Annotated in this window: 15 protein-coding genes; 6 read left to right on the forward strand and 9 right to left on the reverse strand. The window is 64.7% G+C overall.

Annotated elements, in window-relative coordinates; translation table 11 throughout:
- Positions 1 to 16: 16 nt before the first annotated feature.
- The 4 genes from HAP48_RS29685 to HAP48_RS29700 all read right to left on the reverse strand — a co-directional run bounded on the left by HAP48_RS29685 (position 17) and on the right by HAP48_RS29700 (position 4,978).
- Entirely contained in the window at positions 17 to 2,242 is a 2,226-nt protein-coding gene (locus HAP48_RS29685; RefSeq protein WP_166203330.1) for a xanthine dehydrogenase family protein molybdopterin-binding subunit, read from the reverse strand.
- A gap of 10 nt (positions 2,243 to 2,252) precedes the next feature.
- Positions 2,253 to 2,702 (reverse strand): (2Fe-2S)-binding protein, encoded by a 450-nt coding sequence (locus HAP48_RS29690; protein ID WP_166203332.1) that lies wholly within the window; start codon positions 2,700 to 2,702, stop codon positions 2,253 to 2,255.
- Between the two features lie 151 nt (positions 2,703 to 2,853).
- Positions 2,854 to 4,254, reverse strand: a complete 1,401-nt coding sequence (locus HAP48_RS29695) for an MFS transporter (protein WP_166203335.1) — start codon at positions 4,252 to 4,254, stop codon at positions 2,854 to 2,856.
- 100 nt (positions 4,255 to 4,354) lie between these two features.
- Positions 4,355 to 4,978 carry a TetR/AcrR family transcriptional regulator gene (locus HAP48_RS29700; RefSeq protein WP_166203337.1) on the reverse strand — a complete coding sequence of 208 codons (624 nt, stop codon included), beginning with the start codon at positions 4,976 to 4,978 and terminating at the stop codon, positions 4,355 to 4,357.
- Positions 4,979 to 5,055: 77 nt separating this feature from the next.
- Between HAP48_RS29700 and HAP48_RS29705 the strand changes: the two genes are divergently transcribed.
- From HAP48_RS29705 to HAP48_RS29730, 6 genes are all read left to right on the forward strand, one after another.
- The gene (locus HAP48_RS29705) at positions 5,056 to 5,418 is read left to right on the forward strand and encodes a darcynin family protein (RefSeq protein ID WP_166203339.1); all 363 of its coding nucleotides are present in this window, start codon (positions 5,056 to 5,058) and stop codon (positions 5,416 to 5,418) included.
- Between the two features lie 573 nt (positions 5,419 to 5,991).
- Entirely contained in the window at positions 5,992 to 7,767 is a 1,776-nt protein-coding gene (locus HAP48_RS29710) for an ABC transporter permease (RefSeq protein WP_224496673.1), read from the forward strand.
- A 25-nt stretch (positions 7,768 to 7,792) separates the two neighbouring features.
- Positions 7,793 to 8,818, forward strand: coding sequence for an ABC transporter substrate-binding protein (locus HAP48_RS29715; RefSeq protein WP_224496674.1), 1,026 nt, complete (start codon positions 7,793 to 7,795; stop codon positions 8,816 to 8,818).
- A 15-nt stretch (positions 8,819 to 8,833) separates the two neighbouring features.
- A complete protein-coding gene (locus HAP48_RS29720) occupies positions 8,834 to 9,937 on the forward strand; it encodes an ABC transporter ATP-binding protein (protein ID WP_166203341.1) in 1,104 nt (367 codons plus the stop codon).
- A 93-nt stretch (positions 9,938 to 10,030) separates the two neighbouring features.
- Positions 10,031 to 11,851 (forward strand): flavin-containing monooxygenase, encoded by a 1,821-nt coding sequence (locus tag HAP48_RS29725; RefSeq protein ID WP_166203343.1) that lies wholly within the window; start codon positions 10,031 to 10,033, stop codon positions 11,849 to 11,851.
- 50 nt (positions 11,852 to 11,901) lie between these two features.
- Positions 11,902 to 13,845 (forward strand): alkyl/aryl-sulfatase, encoded by a 1,944-nt coding sequence (locus tag HAP48_RS29730; RefSeq protein WP_166203345.1) that lies wholly within the window; start codon positions 11,902 to 11,904, stop codon positions 13,843 to 13,845.
- 254 nt (positions 13,846 to 14,099) lie between these two features.
- Here HAP48_RS29730 and HAP48_RS29735 read toward each other — a convergent pair whose 3' ends face one another.
- Genes HAP48_RS29735 through HAP48_RS29755 form a run of 5 tightly spaced genes read right to left on the reverse strand, consistent with a single transcriptional unit; the run spans position 14,100 to position 18,677 of the window.
- Positions 14,100 to 14,804: an ABC transporter ATP-binding protein gene (locus tag HAP48_RS29735; RefSeq protein WP_166203347.1), complete on the reverse strand. Its 705-nt coding sequence runs from the start codon at positions 14,802 to 14,804 to the stop codon at positions 14,100 to 14,102.
- The gene (locus HAP48_RS29740) at positions 14,797 to 15,546 is read right to left on the reverse strand and encodes an ABC transporter ATP-binding protein (protein ID WP_166203349.1); all 750 of its coding nucleotides are present in this window, start codon (positions 15,544 to 15,546) and stop codon (positions 14,797 to 14,799) included. Before HAP48_RS29740 ends, HAP48_RS29735 begins: the two co-directional genes overlap by 8 nt.
- Before the next feature lie 11 nt (positions 15,547 to 15,557).
- Positions 15,558 to 16,538 carry a branched-chain amino acid ABC transporter permease gene (locus HAP48_RS29745; RefSeq protein ID WP_166203351.1) on the reverse strand — a complete coding sequence of 327 codons (981 nt, stop codon included), beginning with the start codon at positions 16,536 to 16,538 and terminating at the stop codon, positions 15,558 to 15,560.
- Positions 16,538 to 17,407 carry a branched-chain amino acid ABC transporter permease gene (locus tag HAP48_RS29750; protein WP_166203353.1) on the reverse strand — a complete coding sequence of 290 codons (870 nt, stop codon included), beginning with the start codon at positions 17,405 to 17,407 and terminating at the stop codon, positions 16,538 to 16,540. The genes HAP48_RS29745 and HAP48_RS29750 overlap by 1 nt, the downstream gene beginning before the upstream one ends.
- A gap of 16 nt (positions 17,408 to 17,423) precedes the next feature.
- Positions 17,424 to 18,677, reverse strand: coding sequence for an ABC transporter substrate-binding protein (locus tag HAP48_RS29755; RefSeq protein ID WP_166203355.1), 1,254 nt, complete (start codon positions 18,675 to 18,677; stop codon positions 17,424 to 17,426).
- Positions 18,678 to 18,737: the final 60 nt, after the last annotated feature.

Consider the following 18,737-nt stretch of genomic DNA (forward strand, 5'->3'; position numbering starts at 1 on the left):
GCCGCTTATGGTTTGATCAGGCGAAGCTGATGTTCTGGTTGCGCAGCGGGAAAGTGCGGATGCGCTTTCCGGTCGCCGCGAAATAGGCGTTGAGCACCGCCGGCGCCGCAACGCCGATGGTCGGTTCCCCGACGCCGCCCCAGAACCCGCCGCTCGGCACCATCACCGCTTCCACCTTCGGCATTTCGTTGATGCGCATCGAGTTGTAGGTGTCGAAGTTGGTCTGCTCGATGCGGCCGTCCTTTACGGTGCAGCCGCCATAGAACAGCGCGCTGAGGCCGTAGACGAACGAGCCCGCGATCTGCCGTTCCACCTGCGCCGGATTGACGACATAGCCGGGATCGGTGGAGGCGACGATGCGATGCACCTTGATCTTGCTGCCGTCGGTCACCGAGATCTCGGCGGCGCCGGCAACATAGCTGCCATAGCCCATCACCTGCGCGATGCCGCGATAGACGCCCTGCGGCGCCGGCGTGCTCCAGCCGATCTTCTCGGCGACGGCGTTCAGCACCGCGAGATGCTTGGGGGTCTTGCCCATCAGCTTGCGGCGGAATTCGAGCGGGTCTTGGCCGGCAGCCAGCGCCAGCTCGTCCATGAAGCATTCCATGTAGATCGCGTTGTGATTGACGTTGACGCCGCGCCAGAAGCCCGGCGGGACGTGCGGGTTACGCATCGAATGCTCGACCAGCAAATTCGGCACCGAATAGCCGATCGCGGCCTCGCCGGCTTGCGCGACGCCCTGGAACGCGGCGGGGTCCATGCCGTTCTGCAGCGCTTCCGGGCGCACCGAGAACAGGATCGATTGGCCCGACAGCCGGTAATGCAGCGCGACCAGATTGTTGTCGGCATCGAACGCGCCGGTCAGCTTGCACTGCGTGATCGGGTGATACTTGCCGTGCTGCATATCCTCTTCGCGCGACCACAGCAGCTTGATCGGCGTGCCCGGCATCTGCTTGGCGATCGCCACCGCCTGCCGCACATAGTCGGTCATGCCGCGCCGGCCGAAGCCGCCGCCGAGCATCACCTTGTGCACGTCGACCTTGTCGGCCGGCAGGCCGGAGGCCTCGAGCGCCGCCGCGAACGCCGCTTCGCCATTCTGCGTGCCGCACCACACCTCGCATTTGTCAGGCGTGTAGAGCACGGTGGCGTTCATCGGCTCCATCGTGGCGTGGTTCTGGTAGGGATAGCTGTAGACCGCCTCGACCTTCTTGGCCGCACTGGCGATGGCCGCCTTTGCGTCGCCGTTCTGGTTGCCGACATAGGCCGGCTGCGCATTGTCGAGACCCTCGGCGAGCCAGCTCGCAATCGTCTCGCTGGAGACCTTTGCGTTGGGGCCTTCGTCCCAGACGATCGGCAGCGCATCCAGCGCGGTCTTGGCGTGCCACCAGGTGTCGGCGACGACGGCTACGGCACTTTCGCCGACCGGCACCACCTTCTTGACGCCCTTCATGCCGGCGATCTTGGCTTCGTCGAAGCTTTTCACCTTGCCGCCGAACACCGGGCAGTCCTTGATCGCGGCGTTCAGCATGCCCGGCAGCTTGACGTCGATGCCATAGGTCATCTTGCCGGTGGTCTTGTCGACGGTGTCGAGCCGCTTCAGCCCCTTGCCGGCGATGGTCCAGTCCTTCGGGTCCTTCAGCTTGACGTCGGCCGGCGGCTCGAGCTTGGCCGCGGCTTCTGCAACCTTGCCATAGGTCGTGGTCTTGCCCGACGGCGTATGGGTGATGACGCTGTTGGCCGCCTTGCATTCGGTGGCCGGCACCTTCCACTCATTGGCCGCCGCCTGGATCAGCATCACGCGCGCGGTGGCGCCGCCCTTGCGGACATAGTCCTGCGAGGTGCGGATGCCGCGGCTGCCGCCGGTCGAGAAATCGCCCCAGGCGCGCTTGCGGGCGACGCTCTGGCCGGGCGTCGGGTATTCGGTGGTGACCTTCGACCAGTCGCACTCCAATTCCTCGGCGACGAGTTGGGCAAGACCGGTGAGCGTGCCCTGGCCCATCTCGGAGCGGGCGATGCGGATCACCACGGTGTCATCGGGCCGGATCACGACCCAAGCGTTGATTTCGGGTGTGTTGACTTCAGGCGCGCCGTCGGCCGCGCGCACCACGGAGGGGCCGCCGAACGGAAGATCGAGGCCGAGCGCGAGACCGGCGCCGGCGGTTGCCGTGCCGATCACGAAAGCGCGGCGGTTGAGACGAGAAGAATGATTTGGCATGACGTGCTGGTTGACTTGCAGATTCATGGCTGCTTCCTCATGCGTTTGCGGCAGCATGAATCGCCTCGCGCACCTGCTGGAAGGTGCCGCAGCGGCAGATATTGGTGATGGCGTCGTTGATGTCGTCGTCGGTCGGCTTCGGGTTCTCCTTCAGCAGCGCCGCCACGGCCATGATCATGCCGCTCTGGCAATAGCCGCATTGCGGCACGTCGTCGGCGATCCAGGCGAGCTGAACCTTGTGCATCACGCCGTTGGCCGCGAGGCCCTCGATGGTGGTGATGTCCTTGCCGGCGGCTTCGCTCACCGTGACGCCGCAGGAGCGCATCGCGACGCCGTCGATATGAACGGTGCAGGCGCCGCACTGTGCAATGCCACAGCCGTATTTGGTCCCGGTCAGTCCGACATTCTCGCGAATCGCCCACAGCAGTGGCGTGTCGTCCTCGATGTTTACATTGATTGTTTTGCCGTTTATTTTGAGATTTGCCATCGCTTTTCCCTGAATAGTCCAATCCACCGATTGGACTGCGGCGCGATGGTGGCCTTGAAACTGGAACGGTTCAAATCAAGAAAATGCGCTCGCAGCGCGGAAGAAAGTTGATGGCGCGGTGTTTGGTCGCGGATCGCGCTTTGCATGCCTGTTATGTCTTTTGCGACGAGGCGACCGCCAGGCGCAGGAAACTCATGACACTGCCGAGCGCGGCAAATCCGGCACCCAGTGCCAGCGCGACGGTGGCGCCCTCGCGGTCGGCCAACGCAAAGCAGAGCGCGGCGAGTGCGGCACCCGTGGTCTGCCCGGTCAGCCGCGCGGTCGCGACAATGCCGCTGGCGCTGCCGCTACGATGCGACGGCGCGCTCGACATGATCGCCTTCATGTTGGGAGTCTGGAAGAAACCGAAGCCGATGCCGCAGATCATCGTGCGCCAGACGATGTTGGCGACGCTGGGCTCGGCCGGCAGGGTCGCGAGCAGCACCATGCCGAGCCCGAGCAGTAGCATGCCGATGCCGCCGAGGATGCCGGCCGGATAGCGGTCGGACAGCCGGCCGCCGATCGGCGCCATGAAGGCGACCACCAGCGGCCACGGCGTCATGAAGAAGCCGGTCTCGACCTGCGAGCGGTGCAGTATGTCCTCGAAGTAGAACGGCAGCGAGACGAAGGCGAGGCCCTGCACAGCGAATGAGCAGACGGCGGTTGCGGCCGACAGCGCGAAGATCGGCCGGCGAAACAGGTCGATCGGCAGCATCGGCGCCGGATGATCGGCATGCCGCCGGGTCAGGATCCAGCCGAACAGGATCGCGCCGACAAGCTCGGCGATGACAAGCGCAGGCGCCGTCTTGTGGGCGGCGCTGCCGATGCCGATGATGAAGAGGCCGAGGCAGGCGCAGGCCAGCGCGGCGCCGGCGAAGTCGAAGCTGTGGGTGGCGCGCGGCGTCTTCGGCAGCGTCTTCATGCCGATCAGCAAGGCTGTGATGCCGAAGGGAATGTTGACGGCGAACAGCCAGGGCCATGGACCAAGCGCGAGGATTCCCGACGCGATCGTTGGTCCCAACGTAAACGCGGTCGCGACGACGAGCGCATTGTGGCCGAAGCCGCGGCCGAGCATCCGGCTTGGATAGACGAAGCGCACCAGCGCGGTGTTCACGCTCATCAGGCCGCTGGCGCCAAGCCCCTGCAGGGTGCGCGCGACCAAGAGGCTCGGCAGCGACCACGCCAGCGCGCAGCCGAGCGACGCCAATGTGAACAGCAGGAGGCCGCCGAGATAGATGCGCTGGTGGCCGACAATTTCGCCGAGCGCGCCGAGCGGCAGCAGCGTCGCGACCAGGGCGATCTGATAGACGTTGACGACCCATACCGCTTCGGCGGGGCTGACATGCAGATCGTTGGCGATCGCGGGCAGCGCGATGTTGGCGATCGCGGTGTCGAGTGAGGCCATCGCCAGCGCGGTGAAGATCGCCGCCACCGCCCAGCGCCGGGTTTCCCACGGCAATCCATCGGTGATCGGCGCCGCAGCCGCGCCGGTGGTGGGGGTCTTTTCGAGCATGCCTGACAATGTCTCCAGAGCGCCATGTACTACGCCGGCACCCCGTTCCCCAGCCGCGCCGCTGCATGATGCGTATGCGAAGCGGCCTTGCCGGGAGCGCTCAAAGGTCCGCCTGCGGCCCGAGCAGATATCCCTCGACGGCGCGCAGCGCCCGGCGGCTGGCGGCGGCCTGCGAGAGATCCTTTTGAAGCGCATGGTCGACCATGGCGCGGCTGATCACGATCAGGTCCTCGATGGCATCGTCGTCGACCGTCATTACGATCTCGCGACGGTGCCGGGCGAGCAAGGCGGCGACCAGTTGCTTCAGTTCGCTGGCCGCCGAGGAGTCTGATGACGCCGGACGCAGGCGATCCTCCTCGGTCTCCAGGATGCGGTTGAGCCCGGCCCGTTCGGCATGCGCCTCGAGCTGGGCGCGAATGATGAGGTTGAGCGACGCGGTCAGGCTCTTGCCCTCGGAGGCTGTGACCGCGTCCCGCACCTTGGCCAGCAGCGCGTCCTCGAACCTGGCAATCAAAGCCAGCGTCAGCGCGTCCTTGTTGGGAAAGTACTGGTAGACCGAGCCGACGCTGATCCCGCCGCGCTCGGCCACCGCATTGGTGTTGTAACCCTCGAGCCCGCGTTGCTCCAAAACGCGAGCCGCCGCTTCCAGAATGACCGCCACGGTTTCCCGTGAACGCTGCTGCAGCGGCTGTTTCCGGGCCTTTATGCGCCGCTTCGCCGGCATGGAGAGCCGCTCCTGGAACGCGAGTTGAATAATATGAGTAATTGCTCACATTATGGACGTGAAAGGAGAACCGATCAATGGTCACACTGCAAACGACGTCGTCCCCCGTGCTTCCGGAGCACGAGGACGATCCGCATACGTTTCACATCTTTGTCATGGTCAAGACCACGCGGCACTGGCTCGATCTGAAGACCGAGCAGCGCCTCGCCTTCCTGCAGGAGGAGGTCATTCCGCTGCTCCGGCGCCGTCCCGAGCTGAGGGTGCGCTGGTTCGAGCCGGAGGCCTTCTCGACCAGGGCGACCGACGTCATGATCTGCGAAACAAGCGACCTCTCGGCCTGGGCCTGGTTCTGCGACCATTTGCGCGAGACGAGGTTTTGGGACCATTACTTCGATGTGCTCGACATCATGCCGGCGCTCGAAGGCAATTATCTCGCCTAGAGCCGAACGCCGGTCCGGATTGTTCCGAGCCGGAGCGTCGGCAGGGGGCGGCCGAGGGCAGTCTTGCGGTGAAGTTTCTTTGCTTTCTCCCCTCTGATCGAGAGAGGGTGAAACGAGAAGCAAACCTCGGACAAATCATGTCGCGAGAATGCGAAGCTATGTCCCCACCCACACTGTCATCGCCCGGCTCGACCGGGCGATCCAGTACGCCGCGGCCCATCGGCTCAAGCACCGACGTCTCTGGAATACTGGATCACCCGCTTTCGCGGGTGATGACACCGAACTAGCTGTTTGACAGGTGAATCAGAAAAGGATGGACGGCCCAGCCGGTGGCCGTCGATCCGTCGAGGGCCGCTGAAGAAGCGGCCACCTCAGGATGACGGGTCCGATGGTCGCGTGTGCTGGGCGAGAACCATGCCAGTGTCGTCCCCGCGAAAGCAAGGCCGCGCCGCGGTGCGTCACAGAATCGCGCCGAGACGACTTTCGGATAGCTTGCGTCACAGTCGCGATCGACTACGCTTGGTATGCAAGCAGGCGCGACGTCAGATCGCGCCGCAAGAGGGGACGCGCGCATTGCACGGACAGGCCGACGGGCGCAGCGATGCCATGCGAAGCGCCGGCGAGGGAACTCGGCGCCGCGCATTCACCGGCCTTTGGGTCGCAGCACTGCTGGCGATCCTCACCTTCCTGGTGATCTATCCCGTTTTCATGCTGCTGCTCGGCGCGCTCACCGACACCAATCCGGTGGTCGACGGCATCCGTCTCAGCCTGAGCCATCTGTCGATCGCCAATTTCCTCGCCGTGCTCGCCAATCCGAACGTCGCCGAAGCGCTGCTCAACACGCTGATCGCCTGCGGCGGCGGCACCGTGATCGCGGTCGCGATCGGGCTGTTGTTCTCCTGGATCGTCGTTCGCACCAATACACCCTTCAAGGGCTTCATCGCGGCGGCCAGCATTCTGCCGCTGTTCGCGCCGCCGCTGGTGGCCGGCGTGGCCTGGGCCATCCTCGGCTCGCCGAAGACCGGACTGATCAACACGATGTTCAAGTGGATGGGCTCCGACCTGCGCATCGATCTCTATTCGATGTGGGGCCTGGTGTTCGTGTTCGGCATCTACTACGCGCCCTATGTCTACATGTTCACGTCCTCGGCGCTGCGCAACATGGACCCGAGCCTGGAGGAGGCCGCGGAGATTTCCGGCGCCAGCGCGTTCGTCACCCTGTTCACGGTGACGTTCCCGCTGATCATGCCGGCGATCGTCTCGGGCATGCTGCTGTCGTTCATCGTGATGCTCGGCATCTACGGCATCCCGGCCGTGCTGGGCGCGCCGACCAATCTGAACGTGCTGACGACCTACATCTTCAAGCTCACCAATTGGTCGCCGCCGCTCTACAACACCGCGGCGGCGGTGGCGATCATCCTGATGGTGGTCACGGGCCTCCTGGTCTATCTGCAGCAGAAGCTGCTGAGCGGGCGCAGCTACACGACTGTGGCGGGCAAGGCGTTCCGGCCGCGCAGCCTCGATCTCGGGCCGTGGCGCTGGCTGACCTTCGCGCTCGGGATCGGCTACCTCCTCATCGTCGTGGTGCTGCCGTCGCTGGCGCTGATCGTCGCGGCGTTCCGCAAGTTCATGTTCATCCGCGACGCCGCGAGCCTGTTCGACATGCGGCAATACTCGCTGGTGCATTTCGAGAGCATCTTCGACAATCCGCTGACGATGCGGTCGATCTACAACGCGGTCGAGGTCGGCGTCATCACGGCGGTGGTCGGCGGCGCACTCGCCTTTGCGATCGGCTACACCATCCATCGCACCCGGGTCAGCGGGCGCCGCACCATCGACCTGATCTCGACAGTGCCGGTCGCGATCCCCGGGCTCGTGGTCGGCGTCGCCTATCTGTGGGCCTGGATCGGCGTGCCCGGCGGGCTTTACGGCACGATCTGGATTCTCGCGCTCGCCTTCATCGCGCGCTTCATGCCCGACACCGTGAAGGCGCTGTCGACCTCGTTCCTGCAGATCCATCGCGAGCTCGAGGAGGCCGCCTGGGTCTGCGGCCGGGGCATGCTCGGCACCATCAGGACGATCGTGCTGCCGCTGGCGCGGCCAGGCGTGCTGGCGTCGATGACGCTGCTGTTCGTGCTGGCGATCCGCGAGCTCGGCTCGTCGCTGTTCCTTTACACCAGCAACACCATGGTGATGTCGGTGCTGCTGCTCGACTATTACGAGGGCGGCAATATCGGCAAGACCGCGGCCTTCAGCCTGGTGCAGACGGTGCTGCTCGGCGTCCTGATCGGCGGCGCCAACTGGCTGTCGCGCGGCGCCGCGCAGGGCAATGTGGCGCGGACCGGATAACAACAAGAAGAGGGAAGGAATGGCGATGGATAGACGAACCTTCACCACAGTGGCTTTGGCGGGCGTCGCGGCATTCGCGCTGGCGCCGGCCGCATCGGCGCAGCAGTTCGGCTCGCCGGAATTGATCGCTGCCGCGAAGGCCGAAGGCAAGCTCGTGTTCTACACTGCCAACTTCGCCGAGATCGAGCAGCAGGTGATCAAGGCGTTCAACAAGCGCTTTCCCGAGATCAAGGTCGAGATGGTCCGCGCGCCCGGCGGCCAGCTCATCACCCGCGTGAAGACGGAGGCCGCCGCCGGCAAGCTGATCGCCGACGTGGTCGACCACTCCGACCGCGCGCTGATGCAGCCGCTGGAAGACCTGTTCCAGGATTATGCGCCGCCGAATGCGGCCGATTACGATACGCACGCGCTGATCTCGCCAAAACTCTGGCCCCGCGCCACCATCGCCTGGTCGATCGGCTACAACACTGAGCTGGTGAAGGATCCGCCGAAATCCTGGATGGATCTGACCAAGCCGCAATATGACAAGCTGATCGGGCAGGTGTTCGCGCAGTCCGGCGGCACGACGTGGACCCGGATCATGTTCGAGCGCCAGGTGCTGGGCGAGGATTACTGGGCCAGGCAGGCCGCGACCCATCCCGTGCTCTATCCCTCCGGCGCGCCGACGGCTGATGCCCTGGTGCGCGGCGAGATCGCGATCGCACCGCTGCTCTACAACGTGGTCTATCAAAAGAAGAAGGACGGCGCGCCGATCGAGATCTTCTTCCCGCCCGAGGGCGCTCCGGTCAATCCCTACGCGTCCGGCATTCCGAAAACGGCCGCCCATCCCAATGCGGCAAAGCTGTTCCTGAACTGGTGCCTGTCGAACGAAGGGCAGACCTTCATGATCAAGGAGCTCGGCAATCTCACTTCGTTGAAGGAGCCGCCGGCGTTTCCGGAGGGGTTCGATCCCAAGGTGGTCAAGCTCTGGTATCCGAAGTTCGACGACTATGTGAAGCTGCACACGGCGTGGGTCGCGGAATGGGACAAGACGTTTGGATATCGGCAATAGGCTGGTGGTGAAGCGATGACGGCGACGCTCGAGGTCAGCGATCTCAGGAAGCAGTTTGCGATCGGCCGCCCGGCGATCGACGGCGTCAGTTTTGCCGTGCCGGCCGGCGAGATCGTGGTGCTGCTCGGCCCCTCCGGCTGCGGCAAGACCACGACGCTGCGCTGCGTCGCCGGGCTCGAGCATCCGACCGGTGGCGAGATCAGCATTTCCGGGCGGGTGGTGTCGTCGCCGGCGCACGGCATCCTGGTGCCGCCGCGCGCGCGCAACCTCGGCATGGTGTTCCAGTCCTATGCGGTGTGGCCGCATATGACGGTGCGGCAGAACGTGATCTATCCGCTGAAGCATCGAACGATCGGGCGCACCGATGCCAACCGCATGGTCGAGGAGGCGCTGGCGCTGGTCGGACTGTCCGACTATGCGGACAGGCCGGTGGTGGCGCTGTCGGGAGGCCAGATGCAGCGCGTCGCGCTGGCGCGCAGCATGGTGTATCGGCCGCAACTGTTGCTGCTCGACGAGCCGCTGTCGAACCTCGATGCCAAATTGCGCCTGCGGCTGCGCGACGACCTCCGCGTCATTCTCAAGCAGACCGGGATGACGGCGCTCTACGTCACCCATGATCAGGCTGAGGCGGTCGTGCTTGGCGACCGGATCGGCGTGATGCGCGACGGCAAGCTGCTGCAGATGGACACGCCCGACATGATCTACAACCACCCGGCCGATCTGTTCGTCGCCAATTTCACCGGCGCGACCAACGAACTCGCCGGCACGCTGGTCGCGTGCAATGACCGGTTTGGCGTGGTCGATTTCGGCGACGGCAGGCAAGGCGAGGTCGCCCTGTGCCAGACGCTGAAGCCCGACGAGAAGGTCCGCGTCGCGCTGCGGCCGGAGAATATCGCGATCGGCCGCCCCGATGGCGCCAACACATTCTCGGCAAAAGTGCTCGACCGTCGCTATCAGGGCACCCAGACCGCCTACGGCATCGAGCTGTTCGGCAAACGGCTGGAAGCAATCGAGCTCGGCACCGCCGCGCGCCATCAGGTCGGCGTCGAGGCACAGGTCGCGCTGCCGCGTGAATGCCTGTGGGCCTATCGCGACAACGGGCAGGCTCCCCACGATTAGCTGTGCAGCGTCCGCCTCCTTCCGCAATCGTATTGACATCGGCTAATCTGCCACGGAACAAGCATAAGAAACCGCTGAACGAGGCGCCTTCCGATGACGATGACCGAGCAAGCCCGCGACGCAAAGCCCTCCGCGATCGACAAGGAGCGGTTGCGCCTGAAATATCAGGAGGAGCGCAACAAGCGGCTGCGTCCTGACGGCAATGACCAGTACCTCCAGATCAAGGGCCAGCTCGCGCATTATCTCGACGATCCCTACACGCCGGTCGCAGAACGCGCGCCGAAGACCGACCACGTCACCTTCGCCTTCATCGGCGGCGGTTTTGCCGGGCTCGCCACCGCGGCGCGGCTGACCGAAGCCGGCATCAAGGATGTCCGCATTGTCGAGAAGGGCGGCGATTTCGGCGGCACCTGGTACTGGAACCGCTATCCCGGCGCGCAGTGCGACACGGCGTCCATGGTCTACATGCCGCTGCTCGAAGAGACCGGCCACATGCCGTCGGAGAAATACGCGCACGCGCCTGAAATCCTGGCGCATTGCCAGCGCATCGGCCGGCAGTTCAATCTCTACGACAATGCGCTGTTTCACACCGAGGTGACGAGCCTCGATTGGGATTCGGCGCAATCGCGCTGGGTCATCCGCACCACCAGAGGCGATGCCTTCACCGCGCAATATGTCGGCATCGGCACCGGCCCGCTGCATGTGCCGAAGCTGCCCGGCATTCCCGGCATCGAGCGCTTCAAGGGCCACTCGTTCCACACCAGCCGCTGGGATTACGATTACACCGGCGGCGATCCCAAGGGCGCACCGATGACGAAGCTCGCCGACAAGCGCGTCGGCATCATCGGCACCGGCGCAACGTCGGTGCAGTGCATTCCGCACCTCGCGCGCGCCTGCAAGGAGCTCTACGTGTTCCAACGCACGCCGTCGTCGGTCGACGTGCGCGGCAACGGCCCGATCGATCCCGACTGGTTTGCCGATATCGCGACGCCGGGCTGGCAACAGCGCTGGCTGGAGAATTTCACCGCCAACCAGGCTGGCGGATCGGCCGAGGAAGATCTGGTGCAGGACGGCTGGACCGACCTGTCGAAGCGGATCCGCGCCAAGGTCATGCTGCTGCCGCGCGAGCAGCGGACCCTGGAAAACATGCGGGCCACCTTCGAGGATTCCGACTTCGAGAAGATGGAGGAAATCCGCAACCGGGTCGACACCATCGTCCGCGATTCGGAGACGGCCAAGAACCTCAAGGCCTGGTACGGCCAGCTCTGCAAGCGGCCATGTTTCCACGATGCCTATCTGCAGGCCTTCAACACGCCAGGCACGCATCTGGTCGATACCGAGGGCAAGGGCGTCGAGGAGATCACCGAGAACGGGATCGTCGTCGCGGGCAAGGAATATGCGCTCGATTGCATCATCTACGCGTCGGGATTCGAGGTCGGGACCGAATATCGCAGGCGCGCGGGCTTCGATCTGACCGGCCGCGACGGCATCAAGCTGTCGGAGCATTGGGCCGAGGGCATGCGTACCAAGCACGGTATCCACGTGCACGGCTTTCCGAACGTGTTCTTCGTGCAGCCGACGCAGGGCGCCAATCTGATTTCCAACGTGCCGCACAATCTGACCGAAGCGGCGCGCACCATCGCCTTGATGGTCGGCCATGCCAGTGATAACGGCTTCACGGAAATCGAGGTCAGCAAGGAGGCCGAGGATCGCTGGGTCGAGCTGCTGTTGACCAGCGTCGGCCGGATGATCGGCGGACCCGATTGCACGCCCGGCTACTACAACAATGAGGGCCGCGAGCCGGGTCCCGCTGCCAAGCTCAATGTCGGCCATCCCTCGGGCGCGTTGGCCTACTTCAAATATATCGACGGCTGGCGCAACAGCGGCCAGTTCGAAGGCGTGCAATTCCGCTGAGTACAGCGCGATCGGGACTGATTTCCTCGAGGTATAGGGAGTGCTTGAGTATGACCCAGACAACCGCAGCTGAAACGTCGCAGCAACTGCCGAAAGCGGCCTCCGCGTCGGTCATCGCGCAGCACGAGGCGATGCTGAAGGCGCTGCCATTCGCCGACACCAGGGATTTCGACGATGCCGCGCGCGGCTTCCTCGGCACCATCGAGAACGCGCACGTCACCTCGGCCCAGGGCCGGGTGGTCTGGAGCCTCGAGCCTTACGGCTTCCTCTCCGACGAGAAAGCGCCTGCGACCGTCGATCCGAGCCTGTGGCGGCAGTCGCGGCTCAACATGCATCACGGCCTGTTCGAGGTGGTACCCGGCGTCTACCAGGTGCGCGGGCTCGACATCGCCAACATGACGCTGATCGAAGGCGACAAGGGCGTCATCGTGGTCGATACGCTGACCTCGATCGAGGGCGCACGCGCCGCCATGGAACTGTACTTCCAGCATCGCGGCAAGCGGTCGGTCGGCGCCGTGATCTTCACCCACACCCACACCGACCATTGGGGCGGCGCGCGCGGCGTGCTCGACGACGCCATGCTGGCGGCGGGCGTGCCGATTATCGCGCCGAACTTCTTCATGGAGCACGCGGTCTCCGAAAACATCATCGCGGGTCCGGCAATGCTGCGCCGCGCGCAGTACCAGTTCGGGCCGTTCCTCGCCAAGGGCGTCCGCGGCCAGGTCGATTGCGGCCTCGGCAAGACCATGGCGGCGGGCGGCGTGGCGTTGCTGCGCCCAACCGATCTGATCATCGCGACCGGCGATACGCGCATCATCGACGGCGTCGAATTCGAATTCCAGATGGCGCCGAACAGCGAGGCGCCGGCGGAGATGCATTTCTTCATTCCGCGCTACCAGCTCCTGAACCTCGCCGAGAACTGCACGCACAATTTCCACAATCTGTTGCCGTTCCGCGGCGCCGACGTGCGCGATGCCCTGGCCTGGTCGAAATATCTCGGCGAGGCGCTGCAGATGTGGGGCGGCAAGGCGGAGGCGATGTGCGGCCAGCATCATTGGCCGGTGTGGGGGCGGGAGCGGATCGACAGCATGATCCGCCAGCAGCGCGATCTCTACAAATACGCGCACGACCAGACCATCCGGCTGATGAATCACGGGCTCAACGCGGCCGAGATTGCCGAGACGATCCGGCTGCCCTCGAGCCTCGAAGGCGCCTGGCACGGCCGCGGCTATTACGGCCACATCAGGCACAATGTGAAGGCGATCTATCAAAAATATCTCGGCTGGTACGACGCCAATCCGGTCAATCTCGATCCCTTGCCACCGGTCGAGGCCGGCAAGAAGTATGTCGAGTATATGGGCGGCGCCGACGCAATCCTGAAACGGGCCGCGGCCGATTTCGCCAAGGGTGAATTCCGCTTCGTGGCGCAGGCCGTCAGCCATCTCGTGTTCGCCGAACCGGATAATCAGGCGGCCCGCGCATTGCTGGCCGACACGTTCGAGCAGCTCGGCTACGCCGCGGAGAGCTCGACCTGGCGCAACGCCTATCTGTTCGGCGCCCAGGAGCTGCGGCAGGGCATGCCGAAGACCCCGCCGCGCTCGCCGATGCCGCGCGAGACGCTGGCTGCGCTGCGCACCGAGCAGCTCTGGGACGTGCTCGGCATCCGTCTCAACGGTCCCAAGGCCGAAGGTAAGCGCATCGTGCTGAACTGGAGCTTCACCGACACCGGCGAGACGTTTGTGCTCAATCTCGAGAATTCGGCGCTGACCTACGTCAAAGGCGCGCAGGCCGCCGATGCGCACGCGAGCTTCACGCTGGCGCGCAGCGTGCTGGACGAGGTGATTGCCAAGCTGACCACGTTCCCCGACGCGGTCGGCGCCGGCAAGATCAAGGTGGCGGGCGATCCGTCGCGGCTCGATGAGTTGATGGCGCTGATGGACGAATTCCCGCGGATGTTCGAGATAGTCGAGCCGAAGCGGACGGTGGTGGTGTGACGGACGCGTACCCAGAACGATAACCGTCACCCTGAGGAGGCCGCGGAGCGGCCGTCTCGAAGGGTCGACGGCCCGGTTGGTGGCCGTACATCCTTCGAGGCTCGCTCCGCTCGCACCTCAGGATGACGGGATGGCCAGATGGGGACGAGGCGTCATTGCGAGCGTAGCGAAGCAATTCAGGGTGTCGCTGCTGAGACATGGATTGCTTCGTCGCTTCGCTCCTCGCAATGACGGCAGAGAGACCGATCGCTGTCTCAAATCCCCAGATACGCCGCCTGCACCTGCTTGTTGTTGGCGAGCTCGGCGCTCGTGCCCTGCATGATTACGTTGCCGCTTTCCAGCACATAGGCGCGCTGCACCAGTGACAGGGCGCGGCTGACATTCTGCTCGACCAGCAGGATCGCGGTGCCCATCTTGTGGATCTCGCCGATCTTCTCGAAGGTGACGTCGGTCATGACAGGGGCCAGGCCCAGCGAGGGTTCGTCCAGCATGAGCAGGCGGGGCTTGAGCATCAGGCCGCGGCCGACCGCGAGCATCTGCTGCTCGCCACCGCTCATGGTGCCGGCAAGCTGTTTCTTGCGGTCGGCGAGCCGCGGGAAGATACTGTAGACCAGCTCCATCGTGCGTGCGCGGTCGGCCTTGGCTTTCGGGGTATAGGCGCCGATCTCGAGGTTTTCCTGCACCGTCATTTCCGGAAACACCTGGCGTCCCTCCGGGACATGCGCGATGCCGAGCTCGGGAATCCGGTACGGCGGCAGGGTTGCGAGGTCGACGCCGTCGAACGTGACCTTGCCGGCGAACAGTTTGACGAGGCCGGAGACGGCGCGCAGCGTCGTGCTCTTGCCGGCGCCGTTGGCGCCGAGCAGGCCGACGGCTTCGCCTTCGCCGATCGAGATGCTGACATCGGTGATGGCGGGGACCGAGCCGTAGCTGGCGCTGACGTGGGACAGCTCAAGCATGGGCGTCCCCCTGTGCCGGCGGATGCACGTAGGAGCCGAGATAGGCGCGGATCACTTCGGGATTCTCCACGATCTCCTTCGGCGCGCCCTCGGCGATCTTCTGGCCGTGATCGAGCACCACGATGTGGCGCGCCACCGCCATGATCGCGCGCATCACATGCTCGACGATCACGATGGTCAGGCCGCTGGCGGAAAGCTTCTTCACCAGCGCCACAGCCTGGTCGATCTCCGATGGATTGAGTCCGGCCATCACCTCGTCGAGCAGCAGGATCTTCGGCTGCGTCGCCAGCGCGCGCGCCATTTCCAGCCGGCGCTGGTCGATGGTGGTGAGGTCCTTGGCAGCCGTCTGCTCCCTGGCGCCGAGGCCGACGAACTCGATTGCCTCCAGCGCCTTCTTTTGCGCGGCGGCAACATGCCGGTCGCGCAGGAAGGCGCCGGTCATCACATTGGCGAGCACCGTCATCGCGCCGAACGGCTTTGCCACCTGGAATGTGCGGGCGAGGCCGAGCGCGCAAACGTCATGCGGCTTGAGCCCCACGACCTCCTGGCCGAAGGCGAGCACCGAGCCGGAGTCCGGCCGGTGAAACCCCGTGATCAAATGAAAGCTCGTGGTCTTGCCAGCGCCGTTCGGCCCGATCAGCGCGACCGTCTCGTTCTCCTGCACCGTGAAGCTGACGTCCTGCACGGCGCGCAAGCCGCCGAAGCGCTTGCTGAGACCCTTGATGACCAGTGCTTCTGCCATCGTTGGCGACCTCAGGCGCGCGCCGGCTTGCGCCGGATGGTGCGGTGATAGACGTCGGTCGCAAACCCGATCAGCCCGGTCGGCCGCCACAGGATCACGGCCATCAGGATCAGGCTGTAGACCGTGAGCTGGATGCCGCCCACCGAGCTGCCGAGCCAGCTTTGCAGCAGCGCCGAGGTGGTTTCCAGCAGCACGGTGCCGATCACCGGACCCCACAGCGTGCCGATGCCGCCGACGATCGACACCAGCGCCGCCTCGATCGAGACGCTGAAGGAGAACGCGGTCGCGGGATCGATGAAGTAGATGTACTGCGTGTAGAAGGTGCCGGCGAGCGCAGTCAGGAATGCGCTGATCATGTAGATGTCGCGCTTTACCTTCGGCGCGTTGACGCCGATCGCCTCGGCCGCGTCTTCGTCCTCGCCGATCGCGACGAGATAGTAGCCGATCCAGGATTTCTCGATTCTGTGGGTGATCCACAGCCCGACCACGAGCAGTCCGAGCACGACGTAGTAATAGGATGACTTCTCCTCGAACTGCATCATCAGCGGCGCGCTGCCGAGGTTCGGAATCGTGGTGCCTTCGGCGCCCCAGGCGAAGTCGCGGAATTTCAGGAAGATCAGCATCAAGACCTGGGCGGTGGCGATGGTCGCGATGGTGAAGTAGGGGCCGCGCAGGCGGAAGCAGAGCCAGCCGATCGGCAGGCTCGCCAGCATCGCCACCACGCCGCCCGCGATCATCCCGATCCAGGGCGAGATGCCGTAGTTCACCTGCATGATGGTCGAGGTGTAGGCGCCGAGCCCGAAATAGGCGGCGTGCCCGAGCGACAGCTGCTTGGCATAGCCACCCATCAGGTTCCAGGCGACGCCGATGAAGGAGAACAGCAGGATGCGGATGAAGATGTCGATTGCGAACGACGAGGTGACGAACTGGGGCAAAGCGAGCATGACGACGGCGCCGATCGCCAGCCACAGCCATTTCATGTTGCCTGACATCAGCGGCCCCTCCTGGCGCCAAGGCCGCTCGGCCTGAAGGCGAGCGTGAGCAGCAGCAGCGCGAACACCACGATCAGGCCGGAATCGGCGCCGACGAACTGGATGCCGAGCGATTCCGCGACACCCATCATCAGGCTCGCGACCAGCGCGCCCATCACATTGCCGAGCGTGCCCATCACGACGGCGACGAATGCCATCAGCACGAACACCTGGCCGACGAATGGATAGGCCGAATAGAACGGCATCAGCAGCGAGCCGGCGGCGCCCGCGAGCGCCAGCGCAGTGCCGAACGCGACCGCGAACACCCGGTTGGGATTGATCCCCATCAGCATCGCGACGTCGCGGTTCTGCGAGGCGGCGCGCATCGCCTTGCCGAGATCGGTGGTGTGCAGGAACACCCAGAGCAGGCCGCTCAGCGCCATCGCGACCGCAAAGGCGATCAGTTTCGCCACCGGGATATAGAGCCCGCCGATGTGGAACGCTTCATCCGAATAGGACGTATGGACCGTACGGTAGTTCGCGGTGAACAACATCAGCGAGAGATTGAGCAGCAGCAGCGACAGCGCAAACGTCAGGAAGATCTGCGGCATGTCGTTCGGTCCGAGCACCCTGCGGATCAGGAAGTGCTGGATCAGGACGCCGGCTAGGAACAGCACCGGCATCGAGACAACAAGCGATACCAGCGGATCGATGCCGAACTGGGTGGCGAGGAAGAACGAGATGTACATCCCGATCATCACGAACTCGCCCTGGGCAAAATTGACGATCTTGATCACGCCGAAGATCAACGTAACGCCGATGCTGACAAGCGCGTAGATGCCGCCGATGAGCAGGCCGTTGATCACGGCCTGGGCCAGTGTCTCCCACATGCGATACGACCGCGGCTCAGGTCTTGATCAGCGGGGCGCGGGCGTCTTCCTTGGGGAAGATGCTGGCGAGGTCGGCGTTCTGCCACTGCACGCCGACCGGTCGGCCATAGACGTTCTTGCCGTCGGGGCCGAACTTCACCTTGCCGCCTGGCGCCATCGCAGCAAAGCCCGAGGAGACGTCGAGCGTCGAGAGCGCCTCGCGCACCTTCTTGGGATCGGCGGAGGCGGCGCGCTCCAGCGCGTCGGCCAGCATGAAGGTCTGCGCGACCAGGCCGCCGGCATATTCGAAGGCGAACTCGCCGGTGCGCTTCTTGAATTCGGCGTTGACCTTTTGCGCGTCGTCGTTGACGTCGTGGTTCCAGTGCGCGACGCCCTGCAGGCCTTCGGCTGCCTTGCCGACATTCTTGTAGAAGTCCGGCATCACGAAGCCGCCCGAGCCGCCATTGATCGCGATGTTGAGCCCGACCTGCTTCACGGTGCGGACGATCAGGATGAGGTCGTTGAGATAGGACAGCGAGAACAGCGTATTGGCGCCGGAGGCCTTGACCTTGTTGATCAGCGGGCTCGCATCGGTGAAGCCGGCCGAGTAGGGCTCGAACATCACGATCTCGACGCCTTCGCCGGGCGCCAGTTCCTTCAGCCCGTTCGAGGTCGAGGTGCCGAATGCGGTGTTCTCGAAGATGACGGCGACCTTGGCCTGCTCGCTGACCAGCTTGGCCATCTGCAACTGCGCCTTGGCGAATTGCGAGGCGCGCGCGAATGGCGTGAAGGTGTAGGTGCGGCCCTTGTTGAGCTGGTCGGAGCTCGATCCTGATATGATCGGAACCTTGGCGCGCTCGCAGACCTCGCTCGCGATCAAGGTCAGCGCGCTGGCGTAGCAGCCATGGATCGCCGACAGCTTGTTGCCTGATATCAGGCGATCGGTCTCGGTGCGCGTCACCGTGGTGTCGCTCTGCACGTCGGAGACGATCAGGTTGAGCTTGGCGCCCCCGAGCGACTTGATGCCGCCGGCCTCGTTGACCATGTCGACCGCGAGCTTGGCGGCGGCGACGCAGCCGGTGCCGATCTGCGCCATGCTGCCGGTGGTCGGATAGAGTGCCCCGATATTGATCGGGTCGGCGGCCCAGCCGCGCAGCGGAACGGCGCCGAATGCGCCGGCAGCGAGCACGCCGCCGGTTTTGACCAGGAATTTGCGGCGGTTCAGCTTGTCCTGCGAGGCTTTGGTCGGCGCGGCATTATTAATGGCCGACGGCTTGCGGTCCCCTGTCATGGTGTTCCCCCTGCGCGACCGCGGCACGGTTGTCCCGTCCGCTCGCTTATTATTTTTTGC

The sequence above is a fragment of the Bradyrhizobium septentrionale genome (assembly GCF_011516645.4).
Taxonomy (GTDB): domain Bacteria; phylum Pseudomonadota; class Alphaproteobacteria; order Rhizobiales; family Xanthobacteraceae; genus Bradyrhizobium; species Bradyrhizobium septentrionale.